This is a genomic window from Nocardia sp. NPDC052001 (assembly GCF_040680615.1).
Classification (GTDB): Bacteria; Actinomycetota; Actinomycetes; order Mycobacteriales; family Mycobacteriaceae; genus Nocardia.
Genome location: NZ_JBFAXC010000007.1, coordinates 1 through 21,198, shown reverse-complemented (window position 1 = coordinate 21,198; position 21,198 = coordinate 1). Strand labels below are relative to the sequence as shown.

The following is a 21,198-nucleotide window of genomic DNA, read 5'->3' as shown; positions in this document are numbered from 1 at the left end:
TGAATTCACTACGTGATGAATTGTGCGCCGGGTGTGGGTCCGCGCGCAAGACCCGCTCGGAGAACGCGGTCAGTGTCCGGAGTGCTGATGCGGCGGCTGCCCGGCCTGCTGACCCGGTTCGACCACCACGAATTGGCCCATCATGCCGAGATCCTCATGCCAGAGCAGATGGCAGTGGAACATATATGGGGTATTCGGATCGGCCGGTCCGTCGAAGCGCAGCGCCAGCTTCACCGTGCCGCCCGGCGGCAGGAAGACGGTGTCCTTCGGTCCGCGCAGGGCGGGCGGCGGCGCGTGGCCATCCACCTCGACGACCGCGAACTGCACATCGTGCACATGGAAGTTGTGCGGCATACCGTCGGCATTGCGCACCGTCCAGGATTCGGTGCTGCCGCGGGTGACGGTGGCGTCGATGCGATCCATGGCCATCTTCGCGCCGTTGATCTTCCCGAATTCCAGGGTGAAATCGCGCTGCTGGACCGCGGCCCCGGCATCGGGCAGCTGTGCGGCGACCCGCGCGGCGGGTACCGCGGGCGAAGGCCGAAGCGTCTGTGCCGCACGGAATTCCAGTAGATCGAAGCGGTCATCGCCGCCGCTGAACCGCTGCCCGAAGAAATCCATTCCCAGATCCACGCGATCACTGCGCAGCGTCACACGTTCGCCGGGCTGGAATCGCACCACGATCTCGGCGCGCTCACCGGGCGAAAGTCGCAGCTGGTCAAGGCTTTCCGGTTGCGCCAGCAGACCGCCGTCCGTGCCGACGAGCGTGAAGCGGCGGGCATCGGAGAATCCGAAGTTGTACACCCTTGCGGTGGAGGCGTTCAGCAGCCGCAATCGCACCGCTTCATCACCGATGTTCCGATACGGTGCGAGCACCCCGTTGACCATGGTCCGGTCCCCGAGCACGCCGATATCGGCGAACATCCCACGGCCGGTGGCGAATTGCGTTCCCTTGAATTTCACATCCTGCACGATGAGCGGCATATCGTCGACGCCGTAGGTGTGCGGTAGCGCCCCTGGATCATTGGCGTCGTCATCGATGAGGAACATGCCCGCCAGGCCCATACGCACATGAGATTCGGTGGCCCCGTGCGGATGCGGGTGATACCAGAGCGTCGCCGCGGGCTGATCCACCTGCCACTGCGGTGTCCAGGTAGCCCCCGGCCGCACCATCTGATGCGGGCCGCCGTCCATCGCGGCGGGCAGATGCATACCGTGCCAGTGCACCGTCGACGCCTCGGTCAGTCCATTGCGCACCTGTACCCGCACTCGTTCGCCGCGTTGCGCACGCAGTGTGGGTCCGAGGTAGTCGCCATTGAAGCCCCAGGTGGAAGTCGCTTTGCCGGGCTGGAATTCCTTTGTCCCGGAACGCATGTCGAGCTGGAATACGCGGGTTCCGTCCGCGTCGACGGTCGACGGCGCGAGCGGTGGCACGCTCAGCTCATCGGTGAACTCGACCGCGCCGACCGTGGAGACATCGGCCGTCGTATAGGCCCAGGCGAACCCGCCGCCCACCACCGCCGCGATCGCCACCGCGATCACACTGAGAATCAAGAGAATTCGCCGCAGCCGCGACCTGCCGAACGCCATGCTCAGACGGTAGGAAATACGGGTGCGACGGCACATCGGGTGAGAGCCCCCATTCGATACCCATCTATCCCTGAGCCCGCCCCCTGCTCCGTCCCGCCGCGTCGTCGTTGCGGTGTGGTAGCCAATCCGTGGGATACCGGCTGGTTGGAATGGTGAATTACCGGTTCAGCCTTTACGATCACCGGCGTGACCAGCGATTATCCCGGTGCGATGGAGGACGCGGCCGAAGGCGGCCAAGTGCGTGCTTCCACCCTGGAACTGTTCTTCGACCTCGTATTCGTCTTCACCATGACCCAGCTGACCCACGCCTTCACCCACCACCCGGGCTGGACCGCGCTCGGCCAGGTGGCACTCATGTTCGGCATCATCTGGTGGATGTACGCCGGATACGTCTGGCTCACCAATGAGGTCGCGCCGAACAGCTCGAACCGCCGCACCTGGCTGCTGATCGGCATGTTCGGATTCTTCGTGCTGGCGCTGTCGATTCCGGGCGCGTTCACCGGCAGCGGACTGGCCTTCGGCCTCGCGTACTTCCTCATCAACACCGTGCACACGCTCATGTTCGCCACCTCGGGCGGTGCGGGAGCGGCGGGCATTCGCCAGATCGGCCCGGTGAATCTGCTGTCCGCGGCCCTGGTGCTCGGCGGCGGCTTGATTCACGAATGGCCGCGATACCTGCTGTGGGGGTTGGCCTTCGGCGTGCAGATCATCACCCCGTACCTGTTCGGGCCGGAGGGATTCTCGGTCCGGGTCGCACACTTCTGTGAACGGCACGGCCTGGTCATCATCGTCGCGCTCGGTGAATCGGTGGTGGCGCTGGGCACCGGACTCGCCGGACAGGACATCACGCCCGCGCTGGTCGCCACCGTCGCGCTCGGCCTGACCCTGGTGTACGTGCTCTGGTGGGCGTTCTTCGGCCTCGACGACGAACGCGGTGAACACGCGCTCGCGGCGCTGGCACCCGGCGCTCGCACGCGCGCCGCGCTGGCCGCCTACGACTACGCCTTCTACGTACTGCTCGTCGGCATCATCCTCACCGCCGCCGGCATCAGCATGACCATCGCGCACGGCAATGAATCCGCGAGCACCGCCGCGGCCCTGGCGCTTTCGGGCGGTGTGGCGCTGTACTTCTTCGGGCAGTGCGTCTTCCGCCGGGTGCTCGGCCTGCCCCGCCCGTGGCTGCGGCTGATCGGGGCGGCTGCGGTCCTCGTGACCGCGCCCATCGGCGTGCTCTGGGTGGCCTGGGGGCAGCTGGCGGTGCTGGTGCTGGTCGGCTACGCCTTCGTCATCCTCGACGACGTCCTCAGCCTTCGCGACGGCGAAATGGGCAAATACCTGAGCCACTCACCTGTCGCAGCGCGCGTCCGCCGACCGCGCGGATAGGACCGCCCGCGCGCCGAACGTCGACGCGCGGACCGCTCATGACCAAACACTGACGAATCCGCGCCACGCCGCGCGCGGGCGGGCCCGTTGTCCGCCCGACGACCACAATCGACGCCATGACCTGGAATCTCAGCAACCGCGCGAGCGGTGCGAGCCCGAATGCGAGCGGCGGCTCGATCGGCGAAGCGCGGAATCCACACGACGGCTCGGTCGACGGGGTGCCGGGTGCCGGTGACAGTTCGATCGGCGGTGCTTGACATGCGGGTATTGCTCACCGGCGCGGCCGGATTCATCGGGTCGCACATTCGTCGCGCGTTGGCCGCCGTGGGGCATGAGGTGATCGCGGTCGACCTCATGCTCCCCGCCGCGCACGGATTCGACGCGACCCCGCCGGTCGGCGTCTCGGTACTGGATGTGCGCGATCCGGAAGCGCTCGACGCCCGATTGCGCGGCATCGATGCCGTCTGTCATCAGGCCGCCGTCGTGGGCGCGGGCGTCAGCGCGCAGGACGCGCCGGCGTACGCCGCGCACAACGACCTCGGCACCGCAGTGCTGCTCGCCGCCATGGACCGCGCGCACTGCCGCCATCTGGTGCTGGCGTCATCAATGGTCGTCTACGGCGAAGGCCGATACCGGGACGCCCCAGCCGATTACATTCCGGGCCCGCGCGACCGCGCCGATCTGGATCGTGGCCTCTTCGATCATCGTTCGCCCACCGGCGGGGCACTCGACTGGATTCCCATCGACGAATCCGCCGCCCTGCACCCGCGCAGTCTCTACGCGGCGAGCAAAGCGGCACAGGAGCATTACGCTCTGGCCTGGGCGACCGCGACCGGATCGACCGTCACCGCGCTGCGCTATCACAATGTCTACGGCGACGATATGCCGAGGGACACACCGTATTCCGGCGTAGCCGCCATCTTCCGCTCCAGTCTGGAAGCGGGCGAATCCCCGCGCGTCTTCGAAGACGGCCGCCAGGCAAGGGATTTCGTCCACGTCCGCGATATAGCCGCCGCCAACGTCGCCGCGCTCGAACAGCCCCTCGCGGCCTTCACCCCACTGAATATCGCCTCCGGCAATCCCATCACGATCGGCGAGGTGGCGTCCATATTGGCGACCGCCAGCGGCGGCAAACCCCCGGTGGTCACCGGCGACTACCGGTCCGGCGACGTCCGTCACATCGTCGCCAGCCCTGAAAAAGCCAGGCACGCCCTCGGATTCGAAGCCGCCATCCCGCCGGCCGACGGCCTGGCGGACTTCGCGCACGCGCCACTCCGAGCCGCGGCGGGCACCGGAGCCCCGACCTGGCGCTGACCCCGATCATCCGAGGTGGCAGGCCGCCGAGCGATCGTGCCTGTCGGGCGTCGGTCTCGTAGGGTAAGCCCGCGTCGTCCCGGCGTGCTTTTGGCCGGGATCCACACCTCTCGTCCGCACGCTGTCAGCTGGCACCTGCACCCGTCAACAGCGGCAGTCGCACCTGGAAGCGTGCGCCGTGCTCGCGGTTCTCGGCGGTGATATCGCCGTGGTGCGCCTCCACCAATCCCGCCGCGATGGCCAGCCCCATCCCGCTGCTGCTGCCCAGCGCGTCGGCGGCGGGGGAGCGGGCGGAGGTGCCGCGGTAGGCGACCTCGAAGATGCGGGGCAGGTCGGTGGGGGCGATACCCGGGCCGGTGTCTTCGACTCGCGCCCAGGCGTATCCGCCGTCGATGCCGGTGGAGATATCGATGCGGCCGCCGGGCGGGGTGTGCGCGATGGCATTGGCGACCAGGTTGGTGAGCACCCGGCTGAGCGCGTGATCGCTGCCCGCCACCAGGATTCGATCCCCGGGTTGCCGCGCGGTCAAGCTCACCCCGGCGCGCTGCGCGGTCGGCTGATTGGCGGCGAGCACCTCGTCGATGAGCTCGCGCAGATCCACCGGTTCCAGACTCAGCCGCAGCGCACCCGAATTGATCTTCGACATCTCGAACAGGTCGTCCACCATGGTGGAGAGCCGATTCGTCTCGCGCACAATCTGATTCGCGTACCGCTCCACATCCGCGGTCTCGGCGACCACACCGTCGGCCAGCGCCTCGCCCATGGCGCGGATACCGGCCAGCGGTGTGCGCAGATCATGGCTCACCCACGCCACCAACTCCCGCCGGGATCGTTCGGCCGCGCGTTCCTGCTCCAGCATTTCCCTCTCCCACACCATGGTTCGCGCCTGCGCGCGGCCGAGCACTACCGCGGCGGGCACCGTCACCGCGGTGACCACGGCCAGCACCACCGCGAGCCGCTCGAACTCATCACCGAACATGAGCCCGCTCACCGCCACCACACCGCTGAGGGTGGCGAGCGTCGGAATCAGCACCAGCACGGCCATACTCGTGGTCATGGACCGGTTGCGCAGATAGCGCAGCAGTAGCGCGCCCAACAGCACCACCGGCAGGGACGCGGCCAATGCGTAACCGATCAGGCCGGGCATATCAGTCGGCACTGCTCGCCTCCTCGGAATCGACGCGGCCCCAGGCGTATCCGCGACCCCATACGGTGTCGATGCGATGCGCCGCACCGAGTTTCGCGCGCAACCGTTTGATATGCACGGTCACCGTGGATTGATCACCGAACGTCCACCCCCACACCTGCGCCAGCAATTCGTCGCGGCTGAACACCCGCTGCTGATTCGACAGCAGGAACACCAGCAGATCGAATTCGCGCGCGGTCAACTCCACCGGCGCGCCGTCCACCGTCACCACCCGCGCGGCCCGGCGCACCTCCACGCTCCCGCTGCGCAGCACCTGATCCCCGGCCACCGCCGGATTCGCCCGCCGCAACACCGAGGCCACCCGCAACGCCAGCTCGCGCGGACTGAACGGCTTGGTCACGTAATCGTCCGCCCCCGCCTGCAATCCGATCACCCGGTCATCCTCGTCCCCGAGCGCGGTGAGCAGAATGATCGGCGTCCCCGGCCGCGCACCGGACCGCACCGCCCGGGTCAAATCGATCCCATCCGGCGGCGGCATCATCACATCAAGCACCGCCAGATCGATATCCTCGCGCGCCAGCACCGCCGCGGTCGCGGGCCCATCCGCGGTCTCGATCACCTCGAGCCCGTCCCGCTCCAGATATCGCCGCACCACCTCGCGCACCACGGGATCGTCATCGGCCACCAAAATCCGCATCTGCCTCACCAATTCGTCAGAATGAAATGAACGAGCACCAGCGCCCCTACCGCCTGCACCCCCAGCCACACCCGCCCCCACCGCGTGGGCAACAACCCCGCCCCCGCGATCACCCACACCGTGAACGGCAACCAAATCCGCTCCGTCTCAGCCTTACTCAACCCACTGAGATCCGCGAGCAAGAGCGCGGTCAGCCCCGCCGCCGCCACCAATGCGGTCGGATCGACCGCGCCGCGCCAGTCCCGTACGGCACTGAGCAGCGCGGGGTACCGTGCGGCCGGTCCGCTGGGATTCATCCGCCCACCATCGTGCGGGGCGGACAACGCGACAACGCCTTCCCGGTCCGAGACGGCCGCCTCTCCGTCGAATGCGCTCCCCGCGTCCGGGTGTGCGGGCGCTACCGCGGTCGGTGCGAGTCGTGCCGCCGAATCGGCGGCGGACGCGGGCCCCGGCATATTCGGCGCTATGCCGCGCGCGACCCGTGCCAGGGCTGCCACCGGAGCCAGGCCGAGGGCGCACACGGTGCCTCCGAGGTTCGCCCACACCCAATAGGAGTACGGTCGCTCGCTCGCGATGCCCTGGTAATACCGTTGCACCACAAGGTGATAGCCGTCGAGCCACCAGAATCCGGCGGCCTTGAACGCGGCCACCACCAGCAGTACGCCGATGAGCGCCGGAATGGCCGGACGGAATGTGCGGGCCGCGAGTACGAAGGCGGCGGGGACCGCCATCAGCACGAGGCCGTAGCTGAGGAATATGCCGAAGCCGAAGAGCAGACCGGCCGCGAGCCCCGTCGCCACCCAATGCCGCTGCCCCCGTGTGGCAATCGCGAGTAATGCCACCGCCCACGCCGTCACACCGGCGAAGAGCGCGTCGGCGGACACCGCGATCCAGATCGCCGCGGGTGCGAGGGCGAGGAAAGGCAGTGCGGCGCGAGCGCGCCGCTCGGCGATATCGGTGAATTCGGGCGCGGCATCGGAGCTTCCGGCGAATCGGCTGAACCATTTCGGCTGATCGCCGGTAGCCGCGCTGTGGCGGTCCACACCAGCGCCGTGGTCGAGGTCCGCCGATCCGAGGGCGCGAATCGCGACCGGAATCGCCACCACCGCACTGGTTCCCACGAGCAGGCACAGCGTCGCCGCCCAGGCTCCGCCGCCGAGGCCGATGCGGTCCAGCAACACGAAGCTGAGCAGTGCGCCCGGCGGGTGGCCGGAGACATGGGTGGTCCACGAGTTGGGCTGGAAATCGAGGATGCGGCCGGAGAATCCGCGCAGCATGGCGGCGATATCGTGTACGCCACCCACCTCGTGCAGGTATTCGTCGCGGGTGGTGAGGCGGCCCGCGAAACCGCGCTGCCAGCCGTCGACCATCGCCAGCGCGAACGCCCAGGCGATCGCGGTCAACCAGGTCAGCGCGAGCGCCCGCCGCCAAGGCAGCCGATGCGCGAGAGTCGGTCCGTAGCTGATCACGAGTGCCGCCACGCCGATGGCGGGCGCGGTGCCCCAGCCGATATGCGGCAGCCAATTGCCGAAGATCGGCGCGGCCCCGGCGTACAACCGCCCGCGCGCCGGTTCGCTGAGGATTCGCGGGTTTAGGAAAGCCGCTGCGACGAGGACCGCTCCGGCTGTCGCGCAGTACACATCGGCGCGGCCGGTGAGGCGGCGCGGGGGAGTCAGGACGGGGGCATTCCGCACGGGTTCCACCCTAGGCCGCCCGACCCGCCGATCCACCGCGAAATGAGCGTCGGTCCAGGTCTCGTCATACTTTCGTCACCGGTCGCTACCGGTGAAAACACCCGGTTGGGCCCTACGGTCATGGGGTGACCGAATCCGAGGTTGAACACGGCGTCACCGTCGTGATCCCATGCAAGGACGAAGCGGGCGCACTGCCCGGCGTACTCTCGGCAATCCCGCGCGACTACCGGGTGATCGTGGTGGACAACGGTTCCACCGATGCCACCGCCGCCGTCGCCCGGCTCGCGGGCGCACAGGTCGTGGCCGAACCCGAACCCGGCTACGGCAGTGCCGTCCAAGCGGGCGTGCACGCCGCTCGCACCGCGGTGGTGGCCGTACTGGACGGCGACGGCTCCATGGATCCGCGCGAATTGCCCGGCCTGGTAGCCGAACTCGGCCCCGAGGTGGATATGGTGGTCGGCCGCCGCCGCGCCCACCGCGCGGGCGCCTGGCCCTGGCATGCCCGCCTGGGCAATCAACTCGTCGCCGCCCGTCTGCGGCACCGCTACGGCCTGGCCGTCCACGATGTGGCGGCCATGCGCGTGGTGCATCGCACCCGACTGCTCGACCTGGGCCCGCTGCACCCGCGCTCCGGCTATCCGCTCGAATTGCTGGTCGCCGCAGCGCATTCCGGCTGGCGACTGGTCGAACGCGATATCACCTACCGGCCGCGCACCCACGGCCGATCCAAGGTTTCCGGTTCGCTGCGCGGCACCCTGCGCGCAGCCAAAGACTTCTGGAGTGTCCGATGAGGCCCGCCACCGTCCCCGCCACCCTGCTCGTGATCGCCAAGGCCCCCATCGCGGGCTTCGCCAAAACCCGTCTGACACCGCCGTTCTCACCCCGTGACGCCGCCCGCCTGGCCGCCGCCGCACTTCTGGACACCCTGGCGGCCGTGCGCGCCTGCGGCGCCCGGCATCGCATGGTTGCCTGGACCGGAAACCTCGACGACGCACAGGAATCCGCCGCCCTGTCCCTCGCGCTGCGTGATTTCACCGTGATCCCGCAGCGCGGCAACACCTTCGGCGAACGCCTCGCCAACGCGCACGCCGACGCCGCCCAATTCGGCGTCCCCGTCCTGCAAATCGGTATGGACACCCCGCAGGCCGGTCCCGAACTCCTCACCCGTTCGGTCCTGCATCTGACCGCCAGCGGCGATGCCGTCCTCGGTCCGGCCGCCGACGGTGGCTGGTGGGCACTGGGATTGACCGATCCGCGCCCCGCTCGCCTGCTGACCGAGGTCCCCATGTCCACCGCCCGCACCGGCGAACTCACCCGGGAGGCCGTGCGCCGCTGCGGTTACCGCGTCCACCGCCTCCCGGTCCTCACCGACGTCGACACCTACGCCGACGCCGTCACGGTCGCGGCGCACTCCACCGGCCAATTCGCCGCGACCTTCGATCGGCTCGCCGCGGCAGTGACCCCCGCCCTGCTGTGACCGTCCACCGCCCCGACCCGAGAATGCATCCGGCCCAATGAATACGACACCGCGACAGCCCCGCGATGATCGCGCCGACACCGGTGCGGCAGGACCGGATACACCAGCAGCCGCGCCGGTATCGGCGACGAACCCGGTAGCTTCGGAGCAAACGGGAACGGGCCGCACGCCGGGAGCGAAAGACGCCGTCGCTCGGCCGAGCGCCGAAGCCGTGGGTGCCGATTCTGTGGCGAACGCCCCTATCGAGCAGCAGGATTCGGAGCAGGCTCGGCCGACCGCGCCGACGGTTCCCGAGGGGGCGGGGCTACTGCTGCCCGCCCCGCTCGTCCATCGGATTTCGGCGGCGCGCGGTCCGGCGGTGGCGGCCCGGGTCGGAATCGCCCTCGGCCTCAGCATTCTCGTCTGCTTCCTGACCGGGCTGATCAGTCATTGGATTCAGCATCCGCCGACGTGGTTCTACTGGCCCGCGAATCCGGTGTGGCTGTATCGGGTCACCCAGGGCGCGCATGTGATCTCGGGCGTGATCGCGATACCGCTGCTGCTGGTCAAGCTGTGGTCGGTGTATCCGCGACTGTTCAGCCGTCCGCTCATCGGGAATCCGCTGCGCCTGCTGGAGCGCGGATCGATTGCGCTGCTGGTGGGTTCGGTGATTTTCCAGCTGGTCACCGGGCTGTTCAATACGGCGCAGTTCTACCCGTGGAAGTTCTTCTTCACCACCACGCACTACGCCATGGCCTATGTGGCGTCGGGCGCGCTGGCGATTCATCTCGCCGTGAAACTGCCGGTCATTCGCACAGCTCTGAGCCGCCCGATCGCCGAGACGGAAGATGCTGTGGTGCGGGAGGATTCGACAGTCTCCGGCATCTCCCGCCGCGCGGTGCTGACCACCGCCGGACTCGGCGCGGTCGTAGCGGGTTTGGCGGTCGCCGGGCAGACCGTGCCCTTCCTGCGCTGGGTGGCGGTGCTCGCGCCGCGCAGTGGTGAAGGCCCGCAGGGCGTTCCGATCAACCGCACCGCCGCCGATGCTGGGGTGGGGGACAAGGCCCGCGATCCCGGCTACCGGCTCACGGTGCGCACGTCCGGCGGTCATCGCGAATTCAGCCGCGCCGAATTGGCCGCGCTACCGCAGACCACCGCCGCCCTGCCGATCGCCTGCGTCGAAGGCTGGAGCGCCTCGGCCCACTGGTCCGGTGTGCGCCTGCGCGATCTGCTCACCGCGGTCGGCGAATTCCACGGCGGCGATGTGCGTTTCGAATCCCTCGAACCCGGCGGCCTCTACCGCACCTCGGTACTGCCGCGCCGCCGCGCCGTCGACGACTCCACCCTGGTGGCGCTGCGCCTCAATGGCGAGGACCTCACCCTGGACCACGGCTACCCCTGCCGTCTCATCGCCCCGAACCGCCCCGGAGTCCTGCAAACCAAATGGCTTTCGACCATCGAGGTGCTCTCGTGAGAATCATTCGTGTGCTGCTCATCGCACTCGGGCTGTGGCTCGGCTGGTACGGCATCAGCCTGCTGCTGGAGATGAATCCCGCGGACCTGCGCTCGATCGCGCTGTGGTTCGCCGCCGGAATCCTGTTGCACGACGGCGTTTTCGCACCGATCGCCGCCGCCCTCGGCGTGACCGGGCGTCGCCTGCTCCCGTCCGGCTGGTGGGCTCCGGTCGCCTGCGGCGCGGTCTGCACGATCACCCTGCTGCTGATCGCGGTCCCGGTCATCGATCGTGCGGGAGCGCTCGCGAGCAACCCCACCATCCTGAACCGCGATTACCTTGCGGGACTGCTCATTTCACTGGCGGTGGTGTGGACCCCGGTCGCACTCCTGCTGCGCCGCGTCCGCACCACCCGTTCGACGGTCGACTGACCGTCAATTCCGTTCCGGCACAGCGCAACCGTCCGGGCCGCACGCCTCGGCGTCCGCGGACCCGGGCAACGTCACCAGCTGCGGTGCGTGGTCACTCCACGCCTGCTCCAGCGCCTGCGCGAACACCTCCGGCGGCTGCGCGCCCGACACCCCGTACTTGCGATCGATGACGAAGAACGGCACACCCCGCGCTCCGAGCGCGGCCGCCTCGGCCTCATCGGCCCGCACCGCCTCGGCGTAGGCATCGGAGTCGAGCACCTCGCGCACGGCCGACTCATCGAATCCCGCGTCCACCGCGACCTGAACGAGCCGCTCGGCATCACCGAACAGCGGTGCGTCCACCGCGAAATTGGCCGCGTACAGCGCGTCCAGCAACGCTTCCTGACGACCCTCCGCGAGCGCGAAGTGCAGCAGCCGATGCATATCGAAGCTATTGCCGAAGTCACGTCCCGAGGTCAGGTAGGTCAGTCCCGCCGCCTCGGCCTGCGCGCCGATACCGCGCTCATTCGCGGCGGCCTGCGCCTCGCTGATCCCGTACTTCTCGGCGATATGCGGCACCACCGCATCGCTGTGATCGCGCGGCAGCGTCGGATCCAGCTCGAAGGATTTGTGCACCACCGATACCGCGTCGCGGTGCGGGAAAGCTTCGAGGGCCTCCTCGAACCGCCGCTTGCCCAGATAGCAGAACGGGCAGTTGATATCGGTCCAGATCTCGACCTGTACGGCCATCACACCTCACTCGATAGTGGCAACTCGCAGGCCGGAGACCCGGCCACCGTATGAACCAACCGGTGGCGAGGCTCGAAGATTCCATGGTGACCCAGGTCACGCGACGCGGTTGTCACGTTCGCGGGCCCTCGGCTGTCCCATAGCCGACCACACGGGAACACACCCTTCGGAGCGCAGCGATGAACACCACCGACACCCACGAAATCGTCGTCCTCGGCGCTGGCTACACCGGCATGCTGGCCGCCTTGCAACTGGCCAACCGCACCCGCAAACTCGCCGTGCGCATCACCCTGGTGAATCCGTCGGCGCGCTTCACCGAGCGCTTGCGCATGCACCAGATCGCGGCCGGACAGGAACTCGGCGATCACCGGATCGCGGATCTGATCGCGGGCACCGGCATCGAATTCCGGCAGGCCGCGGCCACCGCCATCGATCCGGAGGCGCGCATCGTCACCCTCGACGACGGGCATGCCCCGCTGCGCTACGACACCCTCGTCTACGCGCTCGGCAGTGCCACCGACACCGGGCAGGTGCCCGGTGCGAACGACCACGCCTGGACCCTGAACGATCCGCGCCTGGCCCGGCGCTTCTCGATCCGACTGAATGAGATTGCGGCACAGAGTGGTTCGGTCACCGTCTGCGGCGGCGGCCTCACCGGCATCGAAGCTGCCGCCGAGATCGCCGAAGCCCACCCGGAACTCACCGTCACCCTGATCAGCAATGCCGAACCGGGCGCGATGATGGGCGAAAAGGCCCGCGCCCACCTGAACCGCGCACTGGACCGGTTCGGGATCGAGCGCATCGTCGGCGCGAAGGTCACCAAGGTGCTGCCCGATGCCGTGCGCCTGGACACCGGTGAACTCATCCACTCGGATATGACTTTGTGGACCACCGGGGTTCGGGTCTCCCCGCTCGCCGCTACGGCCGGAATCGACACCGACGCAAGGGGTCTCATTCGCACCGACGCCACCCTGCGCTCGCTCTCACACCCGGAGATCCACGCCATCGGCGACGCCGCCGCCATCGACCAGGCATGGGGTCCGATCCACGGCACCTGCCAGAGCGGTCTGCCCACCGCCGCCTACACCGCTCGAACCATCGCGAAACTGTTGCGCGGCAAGACCGTCAAGCCGTTCCGGTTCGGCTATTTCCACCAGCCGGTCAGCCTGGGCCGCTCGGACGCCGTCATCCAGTTCACCAATGCCGATGACACCCCGAAGCGCTGGTACCTGAAGGGCAAGGCCGCCGTCACGTACAAGGAGCAGGTCAGCGGCAGCCCCCTGACCTCGTACGCGGTGAGCAAGCGCGTCCCGATGCCGGTGCAGCTGTCCAAGGGCGGCCGCGCCACCCGCGGCCGGGCATGACGTCGGAATCGGCGGCCGGGGATGACGGAAATCCCCGGCCCGCCGTTGCCATCGGACCGTAGGACCGGGTAGATATGATTTCCATGCCGGATAGATACACCGCTGTACCGCATCGCGAGGACGTCGACCCGTTCGTCGAACATCGCAGGCTGCTGTTCGGCACGGCGTACCAAATGCTCGGCTCGGTCACCGACGCCGAGGACGTCCTCCAAGACGCCTGGATCAAATGGCATGGCACCGAACGGGATTCGGTGCAGCACACCAAGTCCTACCTGGTGCGGGCCGTCACCAACCTCTGCCTGAACCGCCTCACCTCCGCCCGGGCCACCCGCGAAACCTATATCGGCCCATGGCTTCCCGAACCTCTGTTGACCACCACCGACGCAGCGCAGGAGACCGAGATGGCCGACACCGTGTCGACCGCCATGCTGGTCGTCCTGGAAACCCTCACCCCCGTCGAACGGGCGGTATTCGTACTGCGCGAGGTATTCGGCTACTCGCACGCCGAAATCGCCGGTTTCCTGGACCGCCCCGAGGCCACCGTTCGGCAGATCTCGCACCGCGCCCGCTCGCATGTGCAGTCGCGCCGACCGCGATTCGACGCCGATGACGGCGCTCGCCGCGAGATCACCGAGAAGTTCATGGCCGCCTGCCACGGCGGCGATGTCAATGCCCTGATGGAACTGCTCGCACCCGAGGTGACGCTGTGGAACGACGGCGGCGGCAAGGTCACCGCCGCGCGCCGCCCGCTGTTCGGCCCGGATCATGTGGCGCGCTGGATGCTCGGCGTCATGGCCAAACCGATCAGCGCGGGTATCCACCTCGAGCCCGCGGTCATCAATGGTGAACTCGGCATTCTGGGCAAGATCGGTGATTTCATCGTCGGCGCGCTCACCTTCGATCTGATCGGCGGGCGCATCGAGAATCTGCGCTTTCAGATCAATCCAGACAAGCTGTCCGGTCTGCGACCCGGCGCGGGTGAGATCCCAGGGTCCGCAACGCAATAGCTATCTCGGCTCACGACCGACGGAATTCGCCAGCGGGCACGGAAAACACTGTCATCCCGTGCCAACTTGGATTCGGCCCTCGAGCAGAGCAACCGGCCCGCGTTACGCTAACGCGGCTCAATCCGGGGGGATGCACTATCCCCCCGACCGAAATACGCACTGCTAGAAGGATTCCGAATGAGTTTTGGGGGAACCCGACCGGCCCTGATCGGCCGGTCCGCCGCGTTGGCGAAGCGCTCCGCACTACCCGCCCTGTTCGCCGTCATGATGGGCGCGGCCGCCTTCACCTCCGCTCCGGCCACGGCCGCACCCGTACTGATGGAAGCGGCCTGCCCGTCCAGCCAGTACGAGAACGCGCAGGGCAATTGCGTCCAGCGCCCGCAGCAGTCGGACACCGCGCCCGACGGCGCCACCGCCCGCTGCGGCGACGGCACCTACAGCTTCAGCCAGACCCGCCGCGGCACCTGCTCGCACCACGGCGGCGTCTCCCAGTGGCTGTAAGCGATTGACCGATCGCCGTCCCGAATCCCTACCGGGACGGCGCACCGGAACCCGCGCGCCCGAGTCCGGGTGCGCGGGTTCCGCCGTCCCGGGACTCGGCTCGGAATCCGTTCCGGGAACAATGGCCTGTCGTGGATGCCGAAGAGTTGGCCGTCGAACCGCTACTAGCCGCCCGACGATTGCTCGGCGCGACGTTGTGGTCCGGGCCGGTCGGTATGCGAATCGTCGAGGTCGAGGCATACGGGGGAGATCCTGCCGGACCGTGGCACGATCCCGCCGCGCACTCGGGGCGGGGCCGCACCCCGCGCAATGCCGTCATGTTCGGCCCGCCGGGCGTGCTGTACGTCTACTTCAGCTACGGCATGCACACCTGCGTGAACGTCACCACCGGTCCCGACGGCATCGCCAGCGCCGTACTCATCCGTGCGGGCGAGATCATCGCCGGTCAGGACGAGGCCCGCGCCCGCCGCCCCGCCGCGCGCACCGATGCCGCACTCGCCAAAGGCCCCGGCAATGTCGGCAGCGCCCTCGGAATCTCCTTGAGCGACTACGGTATTCACCTCTTCGACCCGAAATCGCCGATCCGACTGGAACTCGGACCCGAGATCACCGATCCCACCGCGATTTCCGCCGGACCTCGAGTCGGTGTGAGCCTGGCCGCCGATCGGCCGTGGCGGCTCTGGCTCACCGATTCACCGGCGGTATCGGCCTACCGTCGCAGTCCGCGCGCCCCGCACCCGGCTTGACACCCGAACCCGAAGTACACCAGCGGATTCGGCGAGAACCACCCCGGCCGGGGCTACCGTGAAAAGCACAGTGCTCAGCAAGGGGGTCCATGCCATGTTCGATCGCTTCTCGCCGCAAGCCCGCCGGATCGTCATTCTGGCTCAGGAAGAGGCCCTGGGCTTCGATCACAATTACATCGGCACCGAACATCTGCTGCTCGGACTGCTGCGCGATGACGACGGGGTGGCGGCGCGCATACTCGCCGACCTCGGCATCAGCCTGGACGCGGTGCGCGGCCGGGTGGGGGAGTTGATCGGCCGGGGAACCGCGGCCGCATCGGGCCACATCCCCTTCACACCCAGGGCGCGCCGAGTGCTCGAGATCTCGTTCTACGAATCGAAAGATCTGGGGCAGAACGAGATTCGTCCCGAACATCTGCTGCTCGGCCTGGTCGTGGAGGGTGAGGGCGTGGCCGCGCAGGTGCTGCGCGCCATGGACGCGGACGCCGACCGGGTGCGCGCCCGGGTGCTCGAATCGCATGGCATCCCGGAGGCGGCACCGCTACTGCGGGACATCGGCGAGGATCCCGAACCCGCCGGATCCGATGACCGTGCCAACGGCTCCGATGACCTCGAGCAGCGCATCGCGGCCCTCGAACGCCGCGTCACCGAACTGGAGCAGCGGCTCGGCGGCGGTCGAGAGGATGCGGGCGCCTGAATCACGCCATCGCGTCGGCCCCGTAGCGCTCGATGAACAACTCCCGCAGCGTCAGCGCCGACACCTCGGTCCCGGTCCGATCCAGATACTCCTGCACGTACCGCGCGAACTCGATCTGGGTGCGCCGCGACATCTCGATCCCGTACTCCTGCTCCAGCAGATATGCGATACCGCCCTTGCCGGACTGCGAATTCACCCGGATCACCGCATCGTAGGAGCGGCCCACATCGGCCGGATCGATCGGCAGATATGGTACCCGCCAAGGGATTTCACGCTCCGGCTGCCCAACTTCGGCGGCCCGGGACCGATGTTCGGCGAACCCCTTCCTGATGGCGTCCTGATGCGTCCCGGAGAACGCGGTGTACACCAGATCCCCGGCATAGGGATGCCGATCGTGAATCGGCAGCCGCGTGCAGTACTCCACCGTCTCGCGCACCCGGTCGATATCGGAGAAGTCGATCATCGGATTCACGCCCTGCGCGTGCAGATTCAACGCCAGCACCGCCAGATCCACATTGCCGGTGCGCTCACCATTGCCGAATACGCAGCCCTCCACCCGCTGCGCCCCGGCCAGCACCGCCAACTCCGCGGCGGCGATACCGGTGCCGCGATCATTGTGCGGATGCACCGACAGGATGACGCTGTCCCGCCGCGCCAGATTCCGATGCATGTACTCGATCTGATCGGCGTACACGTTCGGCGTCGCCACCTCGACCGTCGCGGGCAGATTCAGCACCACCGGCCGCTGCGGTGTCGCATCCCACAGCGTGGTGATGCGATCACAGATATCCAGCACGAAATCGGGTTCGGTCAGCATGAACACCTCGGGCGAGAACTGGAACCGCACATTCGGCAGATCCTTTGCCAGTTCCAGGATGTCGCGCCCACCCGCCATGATCAGGTCGGCCACCTGCTCCCGCGATGACCCCAGCACCACATCGCGCCAGGTCGGGGCGGTCGCGATATACATATGGATGACAACGTCATTGGTGATGCCGCGCACCGATTCGATCGTCCGCTCGATCAAATCCCTTCGGGCGGGCGTGAATACGACGATCGACACATCCTCGGGCGCGAGCCCCTCGGTGCCGATCAGCCGCACGAAATCGAAGTCGGCCTGCGAGGCGCTGGGATACCCGACCTCGATCTCCTTGTAGCCCATGGCCACCAGCATTTCGAAGAACCGGCGCTTGCGCTCCGGATCCATCGGCTCGTGCAGGGCTTGATTACCGTCCCGCAGATCCACCGGCACCCACAGCGGGGCCTGCGTGATCCGGTTCGACGGCCAGTGCCGTTCGGTCAGCGGTACCGAAACCCGTTGGTACACATCGCTGTACCGATGCGACGGCATGGCGGAGGGCTGCTGGCGATTCCAGTTGTTGGCAGAGAACACGGTTGCTGTCTTTCGCGTCGGAAGGCAGACCGGCGCAGCACCGCAACCCGCGGACGGGGTGCCGGTCGATCAGACCCCGTCGCGGCGGAGAAGCAGAAGCAGCACACCCTGAAGCATGTGGCCTAGACTAGAGGGAAACAACTCCTCAGACAAGTAGAGAGGCAAAACGGATATGTCCCAGGTCCAGCGGCACCCACTCGCCGCACAAGCCGCAGAGGTACTACTCGAACGGCTGCGCGCGGGCGAATGGGAACTGGGCCACCGGCTACCCGGCGAAACCACCCTGGCCGCTCAGCTCGGCGTCGGCCGCTCCACGCTGCGCGAAGCCATCCGGGAGCTCGCGGGCCGGGGCGTCCTCGAAAGCCGCCAGGGTGCGGGCGTTTTCGTCACCTCCCTGGATGTGGCCGAGGACTGGGACACCGTGCTGCGCCGGGCGGATATCGCTGCCGTCATCGAGGCCCGCATCGCCATCGAAGCCGAAGCCGCCGCCTTGGCCGCCGCCCGGCGCACCCCCGCGGATCTGCGAAACATCCTGCGCGCCCTCACCGCCCGCGCCGAGGCCGACGCTTCGATCGAAGCCCTCGTCGACGCGGACACCGCCTTCCACCGCACCGTCGTGGTCGCCGCGCACAACGACATCCTGCTGGAGATGTTCAACGCCTTCGTCCCGCGCCTGCGCCGCTCGATGATCGATATGCTCCGCATTCGGCCCATCGCCGATCCACCCGCCGATCATCACGCGCACGAGGACCTCTATGTCGCCATCCGCGCCCGCAAGCCCGATGTCGCCGCCAGCGCCAGCCGCGTCCACCTCACCGCGCTCCGGGCCGCGCTCGCCTGACCAGGCAAAAGATCATTCTCGAAATTTCTTTTCGCGGCACCGATGAGTTTCCGCGGGGGGTCCCGTCCTAACCCATGACCGAGTTCAGCCCCGAACTCGCAACCCCCAGAAGGAAACTCATCATGACCGCCATCGCCGCATCCGCCCAGACCACCACCACCGTCGCCGCCCCGGCCGCCCCCGGCAAGACCCGCAACCGCGTGCTGTGGACCCTGCAAATCCTCTTCGGCCTCTTCTTCATCATCGCCTCGGGCCTGCCCAAGCTGGTCGGCCAGCACGATGCGGTCGAGTCCTTCCGCACCATCGGCTGGGGTGAATGGTTCCGCTACTTCACCGGCGTCGTCGAGGTCTCCGGCGGTATCGGCCTGCTGGTGCCTCGTCTGAGCGGCCCGGCCGCCGCAGGTCTGTCCATCACCACCGTGCTGGCCGCTCTCACCCAGATCTTCTTGCTCGACGCCCCGGCCCTGGCTCCCTTCCCGCTGGTGCTGGCCGTCATGTTCGCCTGGATCGCCTACGAGCGCCGCGCCTCCTTCTCCATTTTCACGGACCTGGCCAAGCACTGACCCGATGAATAGTGCTTCGACACCGGATCCGCTCTCGGGGACGCCGAGAGCGGATCCGGTTGTGCGGATGGCAGTGGTGACCGCTGTCATCCGCTTCTCGTGCTCGCGGGCGGGGCTGTCCGCGAGCACGAGAACGAACTCCTGAACCGCACCCCGAGATCGCGGCCCGTCCCGTTTCTGGACTGAGTGGAGCGGAGGAGCGAAGCGGGGGAGCGGAGGGAGGGAAGAAATGGGACACTCCGGGGCCGCGATCCGCCCGGAGCGGAGCGGAGGGCAAGATAAACCCAGTGAGCGGCGACATCATTGATGAACTGACCTGGCGCGGTTTGATCGCGCAGTCCACCGATCTGGACGCATTGCGTGCGGAGCTGGCGAAGGGCCCGATCACCCTCTATGCGGGATTCGATCCCACCGCCGCCAGCCTGCACGCCGGACATCTCGTTCCGCTGTTGGCGCTCAAGCGTTTTCAGCGTGCGGGCAATCGCCCCGTGGTCCTCGCGGGTGGCGCGACCGGCCTCATCGGCGACCCGCGTGATGTGGGCGAACGCTCGATGAACTCCACCGACACCGTCGCCGAATGGGCCGGGCGCATCCGCTCCCAGCTGGAGCGTTTCGTCGATATCGACGATTCCCCGACGGGTGCGATCATCGCGAACAATATGGATTGGACCGGGCCGTTGAGCACGGTCTCCTTCCTGCGCGATATCGGCAAGCACTTCTCGGTGAACGTCATGCTGGCCCGCGACACCGTCAAGCGGCGGCTGGAGAGCGACGGCATGTCCTACACCGAGTTCTCCTACATGTTGTTGCAGGCCAACGACTACCTCCAGCTGCGCCGCAATCATGAATGCCGGTTGCAGGTCGGCGGCTCGGATCAGTGGGGCAACATCATCGCGGGCGTCGAGCTGAACCGTCGCGTCGACGGTGAGCACGTGCACGCCCTGACCGTTCCCCTGGTGACCTCGGCGGACGGCAAGAAGTTCGGCAAGTCCACCGGCGGCGGCAGCCTCTGGCTCGATCCGGAGATGACCAGCCCCTACGCCTGGTACCAGTACTTCGTGAATACTGCGGACGCCGATGTGGTCCGCTACCTGCGCTGGTTCACCTTCCTGTCCCGCGAGGAACTGGACGAACTGGAGACGGCCACCACCGAGCGCCCGCATGCTCGGGAGGCGCAGCGTCGCCTGGCCGCCGAGATGACCACGCTCGTGCACGGTGAGGAGCACACCCGTTCGGTGCAGCTGGCCAGTCAGGCGCTGTTCGGCCGCGGTGAACTGCGCGATCTGAACGAGTCGACCTTGGCCGCCGCGCTCACCGAGGCCGCGGTTGAGGGCAAGGTCGCCGAGGCCACCGCGGAATCGACGATTGTCGATCTACTGGTGTCCAGTGGTCTTTCCGAGAGTCGCGCCGCGGCTCGCCGCGCTGTCAATGAGGGTGGCGCATCGGTGAACAACGAACGCGTCTCCGATCTGGAGTGGACTCCCTCGGAGTCGGACTACCTGCACGGCAGCTGGCTGGTGCTGCGCCGCGGCAAGAAGAACTTCGCCGGCGTCCGCCGGGCCGAATGATCTTGTTTTCCATGACCTGGGTCACAAAAAGGTGGCCCGGGTCGGGAAACGGCTCGGTGCGGACCTTCGTGAACTGCGAAGACGCGCCCGTGACCAGGCGATTTGACTCTCCGTTTTCCGCCACGTAACTTATTCCAGGTCAGAGCGACACGGACACCGACCGGGTGCCAAACGCCCAGCTCAGAAGCTGGAAACGCGGAACCGGACAACGAGGTCGTACGAGGAGCGCCTGGCAGCCTGCGAACCGATCCACAACCCCGAGTTTGACTCTGCGGGATGCGGCCGGTAGGCTGCAAAAGTTGCCTCTTCTGAGGGTCGCTAAAGCGGCCGGATGATTTGTGCGCCTGTTCTTTGAGAACTCAATAGTGTGTCGATGAATGTCAGTGCCAATATTTTATTGGTTCCGGCCTTCCACACCCCCGTGTGAGAAGTGTCGGACATTTAGTCAGCAAATACTTTTGCTGGCGTTTGATTTTGCCAAGGTTTTCGGACTCTGGTTAATTCTTCCAATTGCACCCTTCGGGGTGGGGTTGAGAGTCTTCAACGGAGAGTTTGATCCTGGCTCAGGACGAACGCTGGCGGCGTGCTTAACACATGCAAGTCGAGCGGTAAGGCCCTTCGGGG

Annotated in this window: 20 protein-coding genes, 1 rRNA gene and 1 pseudogene; 16 read left to right on the top strand and 6 right to left on the bottom strand. The window is 67.5% G+C overall.

Features of this window, described 5'->3' with window-relative positions; translation table 11 throughout:
• Nucleotides 1-69: 69 nt before the first annotated feature.
• Complete coding sequence (locus AB0L82_RS28980) at nucleotides 70-1,590, bottom strand: multicopper oxidase domain-containing protein (protein ID WP_364643062.1); 1,521 nt, start codon at nucleotides 1,588-1,590, stop codon at nucleotides 70-72.
• Between the two features lie 186 nt (nucleotides 1,591-1,776).
• On the opposite strand from AB0L82_RS28980, the gene AB0L82_RS28975 reads away from it, so the two are divergent.
• From AB0L82_RS28975 to AB0L82_RS28965, 3 genes are all read left to right on the top strand, one after another.
• Nucleotides 1,777-2,973: a low temperature requirement protein A gene (locus AB0L82_RS28975; RefSeq protein WP_364643060.1), complete on the top strand. Its 1,197-nt coding sequence runs from the start codon at nucleotides 1,777-1,779 to the stop codon at nucleotides 2,971-2,973.
• A 116-nt stretch (nucleotides 2,974-3,089) separates the two neighbouring features.
• Nucleotides 3,090-3,230, top strand: coding sequence for a hypothetical protein (locus AB0L82_RS28970; RefSeq protein ID WP_364643058.1), 141 nt, complete (start codon nucleotides 3,090-3,092; stop codon nucleotides 3,228-3,230).
• 1 nt (nucleotide 3,231) lies between these two features.
• The gene (locus AB0L82_RS28965; protein ID WP_364643056.1) at nucleotides 3,232-4,287 is read left to right on the top strand and encodes an NAD-dependent epimerase/dehydratase family protein; all 1,056 of its coding nucleotides are present in this window, start codon (nucleotides 3,232-3,234) and stop codon (nucleotides 4,285-4,287) included.
• 124 nt (nucleotides 4,288-4,411) lie between these two features.
• On the opposite strand, the gene AB0L82_RS28960 is transcribed toward AB0L82_RS28965, so the two are convergent.
• Genes AB0L82_RS28960 through AB0L82_RS28950 form a run of 3 tightly spaced genes read right to left on the bottom strand, consistent with a single transcriptional unit; the run spans nucleotide 4,412 to nucleotide 7,825 of the window.
• Nucleotides 4,412-5,446 carry a HAMP domain-containing sensor histidine kinase gene (locus AB0L82_RS28960; protein ID WP_364643054.1) on the bottom strand — a complete coding sequence of 345 codons (1,035 nt, stop codon included), beginning with the start codon at nucleotides 5,444-5,446 and terminating at the stop codon, nucleotides 4,412-4,414.
• Nucleotides 5,436-6,131, bottom strand: a complete 696-nt coding sequence (locus AB0L82_RS28955; protein ID WP_364643052.1) for a response regulator transcription factor — start codon at nucleotides 6,129-6,131, stop codon at nucleotides 5,436-5,438. Before AB0L82_RS28955 ends, AB0L82_RS28960 begins: the two co-directional genes overlap by 11 nt.
• Before the next feature lie 5 nt (nucleotides 6,132-6,136).
• Entirely contained in the window at nucleotides 6,137-7,825 is a 1,689-nt protein-coding gene (locus AB0L82_RS28950) for a hypothetical protein (protein ID WP_364643050.1), read from the bottom strand.
• 125 nt (nucleotides 7,826-7,950) lie between these two features.
• Between AB0L82_RS28950 and AB0L82_RS28945 the strand changes: the two genes are divergently transcribed.
• From AB0L82_RS28945 to AB0L82_RS28930, 4 genes are all read left to right on the top strand, one after another.
• Entirely contained in the window at nucleotides 7,951-8,616 is a 666-nt protein-coding gene (locus tag AB0L82_RS28945; protein ID WP_364643048.1) for a glycosyltransferase family 2 protein, read from the top strand.
• The gene (locus AB0L82_RS28940; protein WP_364643046.1) at nucleotides 8,613-9,302 is read left to right on the top strand and encodes a DUF2064 domain-containing protein; all 690 of its coding nucleotides are present in this window, start codon (nucleotides 8,613-8,615) and stop codon (nucleotides 9,300-9,302) included. Before AB0L82_RS28945 ends, AB0L82_RS28940 begins: the two co-directional genes overlap by 4 nt.
• A gap of 310 nt (nucleotides 9,303-9,612) precedes the next feature.
• Nucleotides 9,613-10,755 (top strand): molybdopterin-dependent oxidoreductase, encoded by a 1,143-nt coding sequence (locus tag AB0L82_RS28935; RefSeq protein WP_364644163.1) that lies wholly within the window; start codon nucleotides 9,613-9,615, stop codon nucleotides 10,753-10,755.
• Nucleotides 10,752-11,165 carry a hypothetical protein gene (locus tag AB0L82_RS28930; protein WP_364643044.1) on the top strand — a complete coding sequence of 138 codons (414 nt, stop codon included), beginning with the start codon at nucleotides 10,752-10,754 and terminating at the stop codon, nucleotides 11,163-11,165. Before AB0L82_RS28935 ends, AB0L82_RS28930 begins: the two co-directional genes overlap by 4 nt.
• Nucleotides 11,166-11,168: 3 nt before the next feature.
• Here the strand turns inward: AB0L82_RS28930 and AB0L82_RS28925 are convergent, their stop codons facing one another.
• A complete protein-coding gene (locus AB0L82_RS28925) occupies nucleotides 11,169-11,894 on the bottom strand; it encodes a DsbA family oxidoreductase (RefSeq protein WP_364643042.1) in 726 nt (241 codons plus the stop codon).
• A gap of 179 nt (nucleotides 11,895-12,073) precedes the next feature.
• On the opposite strand from AB0L82_RS28925, the gene AB0L82_RS28920 reads away from it, so the two are divergent.
• The 5 genes from AB0L82_RS28920 (at nucleotide 12,074) to AB0L82_RS28900 (ending at nucleotide 16,209) form a co-directional block, all read left to right on the top strand.
• The gene (locus AB0L82_RS28920; protein ID WP_364643040.1) at nucleotides 12,074-13,258 is read left to right on the top strand and encodes an FAD-dependent oxidoreductase; all 1,185 of its coding nucleotides are present in this window, start codon (nucleotides 12,074-12,076) and stop codon (nucleotides 13,256-13,258) included.
• 74 nt (nucleotides 13,259-13,332) lie between these two features.
• On the top strand, nucleotides 13,333-14,265 hold the full coding sequence (locus AB0L82_RS28915; protein ID WP_364643039.1) for an RNA polymerase sigma-70 factor: 933 nt from the start codon (nucleotides 13,333-13,335) through the stop codon (nucleotides 14,263-14,265).
• Between the two features lie 177 nt (nucleotides 14,266-14,442).
• The gene (locus tag AB0L82_RS28910; protein ID WP_364643037.1) at nucleotides 14,443-14,766 is read left to right on the top strand and encodes a DUF3761 domain-containing protein; all 324 of its coding nucleotides are present in this window, start codon (nucleotides 14,443-14,445) and stop codon (nucleotides 14,764-14,766) included.
• A gap of 131 nt (nucleotides 14,767-14,897) precedes the next feature.
• Nucleotides 14,898-15,512: a DNA-3-methyladenine glycosylase gene (locus AB0L82_RS28905; protein ID WP_364643035.1), complete on the top strand. Its 615-nt coding sequence runs from the start codon at nucleotides 14,898-14,900 to the stop codon at nucleotides 15,510-15,512.
• A gap of 70 nt (nucleotides 15,513-15,582) precedes the next feature.
• Nucleotides 15,583-16,209 (top strand): Clp protease N-terminal domain-containing protein, encoded by a 627-nt coding sequence (locus tag AB0L82_RS28900; protein ID WP_364643033.1) that lies wholly within the window; start codon nucleotides 15,583-15,585, stop codon nucleotides 16,207-16,209.
• A 4-nt stretch (nucleotides 16,210-16,213) separates the two neighbouring features.
• On the opposite strand, the pseudogene AB0L82_RS28895 reads toward AB0L82_RS28900, so the two are convergent.
• Nucleotides 16,214-17,560 (bottom strand): annotated as a pseudogene (locus tag AB0L82_RS28895) (2-isopropylmalate synthase); the annotation flags it as partial.
• A gap of 214 nt (nucleotides 17,561-17,774) precedes the next feature.
• Between AB0L82_RS28895 and AB0L82_RS28890 the strand changes: the two are divergent.
• The 4 genes from AB0L82_RS28890 to AB0L82_RS28875 form a co-directional block, all read left to right on the top strand.
• On the top strand, nucleotides 17,775-18,443 hold the full coding sequence (locus tag AB0L82_RS28890; protein ID WP_364643031.1) for an FCD domain-containing protein: 669 nt from the start codon (nucleotides 17,775-17,777) through the stop codon (nucleotides 18,441-18,443).
• A gap of 74 nt (nucleotides 18,444-18,517) precedes the next feature.
• Nucleotides 18,518-19,006, top strand: a complete 489-nt coding sequence (locus AB0L82_RS28885; RefSeq protein ID WP_364643029.1) for a DoxX family protein — start codon at nucleotides 18,518-18,520, stop codon at nucleotides 19,004-19,006.
• Between the two features lie 287 nt (nucleotides 19,007-19,293).
• Complete coding sequence (gene tyrS / locus AB0L82_RS28880; protein ID WP_364643027.1) at nucleotides 19,294-20,574, top strand: tyrosine--tRNA ligase; 1,281 nt, start codon at nucleotides 19,294-19,296, stop codon at nucleotides 20,572-20,574.
• 540 nt (nucleotides 20,575-21,114) lie between these two features.
• Nucleotides 21,115-21,198 (top strand): 16S ribosomal RNA (locus tag AB0L82_RS28875); the annotation flags it as partial.

What these genes read in the sequence shown, in the direction of transcription:
- AB0L82_RS28980 (WP_364643062.1), bottom strand. Translation starts at nt 1,590, where the DNA reads ATGGCGTTCGGCAGGTCGCGGCTGCGGCGAATTCTCTTGATTCTCAGT.
- AB0L82_RS28970 (WP_364643058.1), top strand. Translation starts at nt 3,090, where the DNA reads ATGACCTGGAATCTCAGCAACCGCGCGAGCGGTGCGAGCCCGAATGCG.
- AB0L82_RS28965 (WP_364643056.1), top strand. Translation starts at nt 3,232, where the DNA reads ATGCGGGTATTGCTCACCGGCGCGGCCGGATTCATCGGGTCGCACATT.
- AB0L82_RS28955 (WP_364643052.1), bottom strand. Translation starts at nt 6,131, where the DNA reads ATGCGGATTTTGGTGGCCGATGACGATCCCGTGGTGCGCGAGGTGGTG.
- AB0L82_RS28940 (WP_364643046.1), top strand. Translation starts at nt 8,613, where the DNA reads ATGAGGCCCGCCACCGTCCCCGCCACCCTGCTCGTGATCGCCAAGGCC.
- AB0L82_RS28925 (WP_364643042.1), bottom strand. Translation starts at nt 11,894, where the DNA reads ATGGCCGTACAGGTCGAGATCTGGACCGATATCAACTGCCCGTTCTGC.
- AB0L82_RS28920 (WP_364643040.1), top strand. Translation starts at nt 12,074, where the DNA reads ATGAACACCACCGACACCCACGAAATCGTCGTCCTCGGCGCTGGCTAC.
- AB0L82_RS28915 (WP_364643039.1), top strand. Translation starts at nt 13,333, where the DNA reads ATGATTTCCATGCCGGATAGATACACCGCTGTACCGCATCGCGAGGAC.
- AB0L82_RS28910 (WP_364643037.1), top strand. Translation starts at nt 14,443, where the DNA reads ATGAGTTTTGGGGGAACCCGACCGGCCCTGATCGGCCGGTCCGCCGCG.
- AB0L82_RS28890 (WP_364643031.1), top strand. Translation starts at nt 17,775, where the DNA reads ATGTCCCAGGTCCAGCGGCACCCACTCGCCGCACAAGCCGCAGAGGTA.
- AB0L82_RS28885 (WP_364643029.1), top strand. Translation starts at nt 18,518, where the DNA reads ATGACCGAGTTCAGCCCCGAACTCGCAACCCCCAGAAGGAAACTCATC.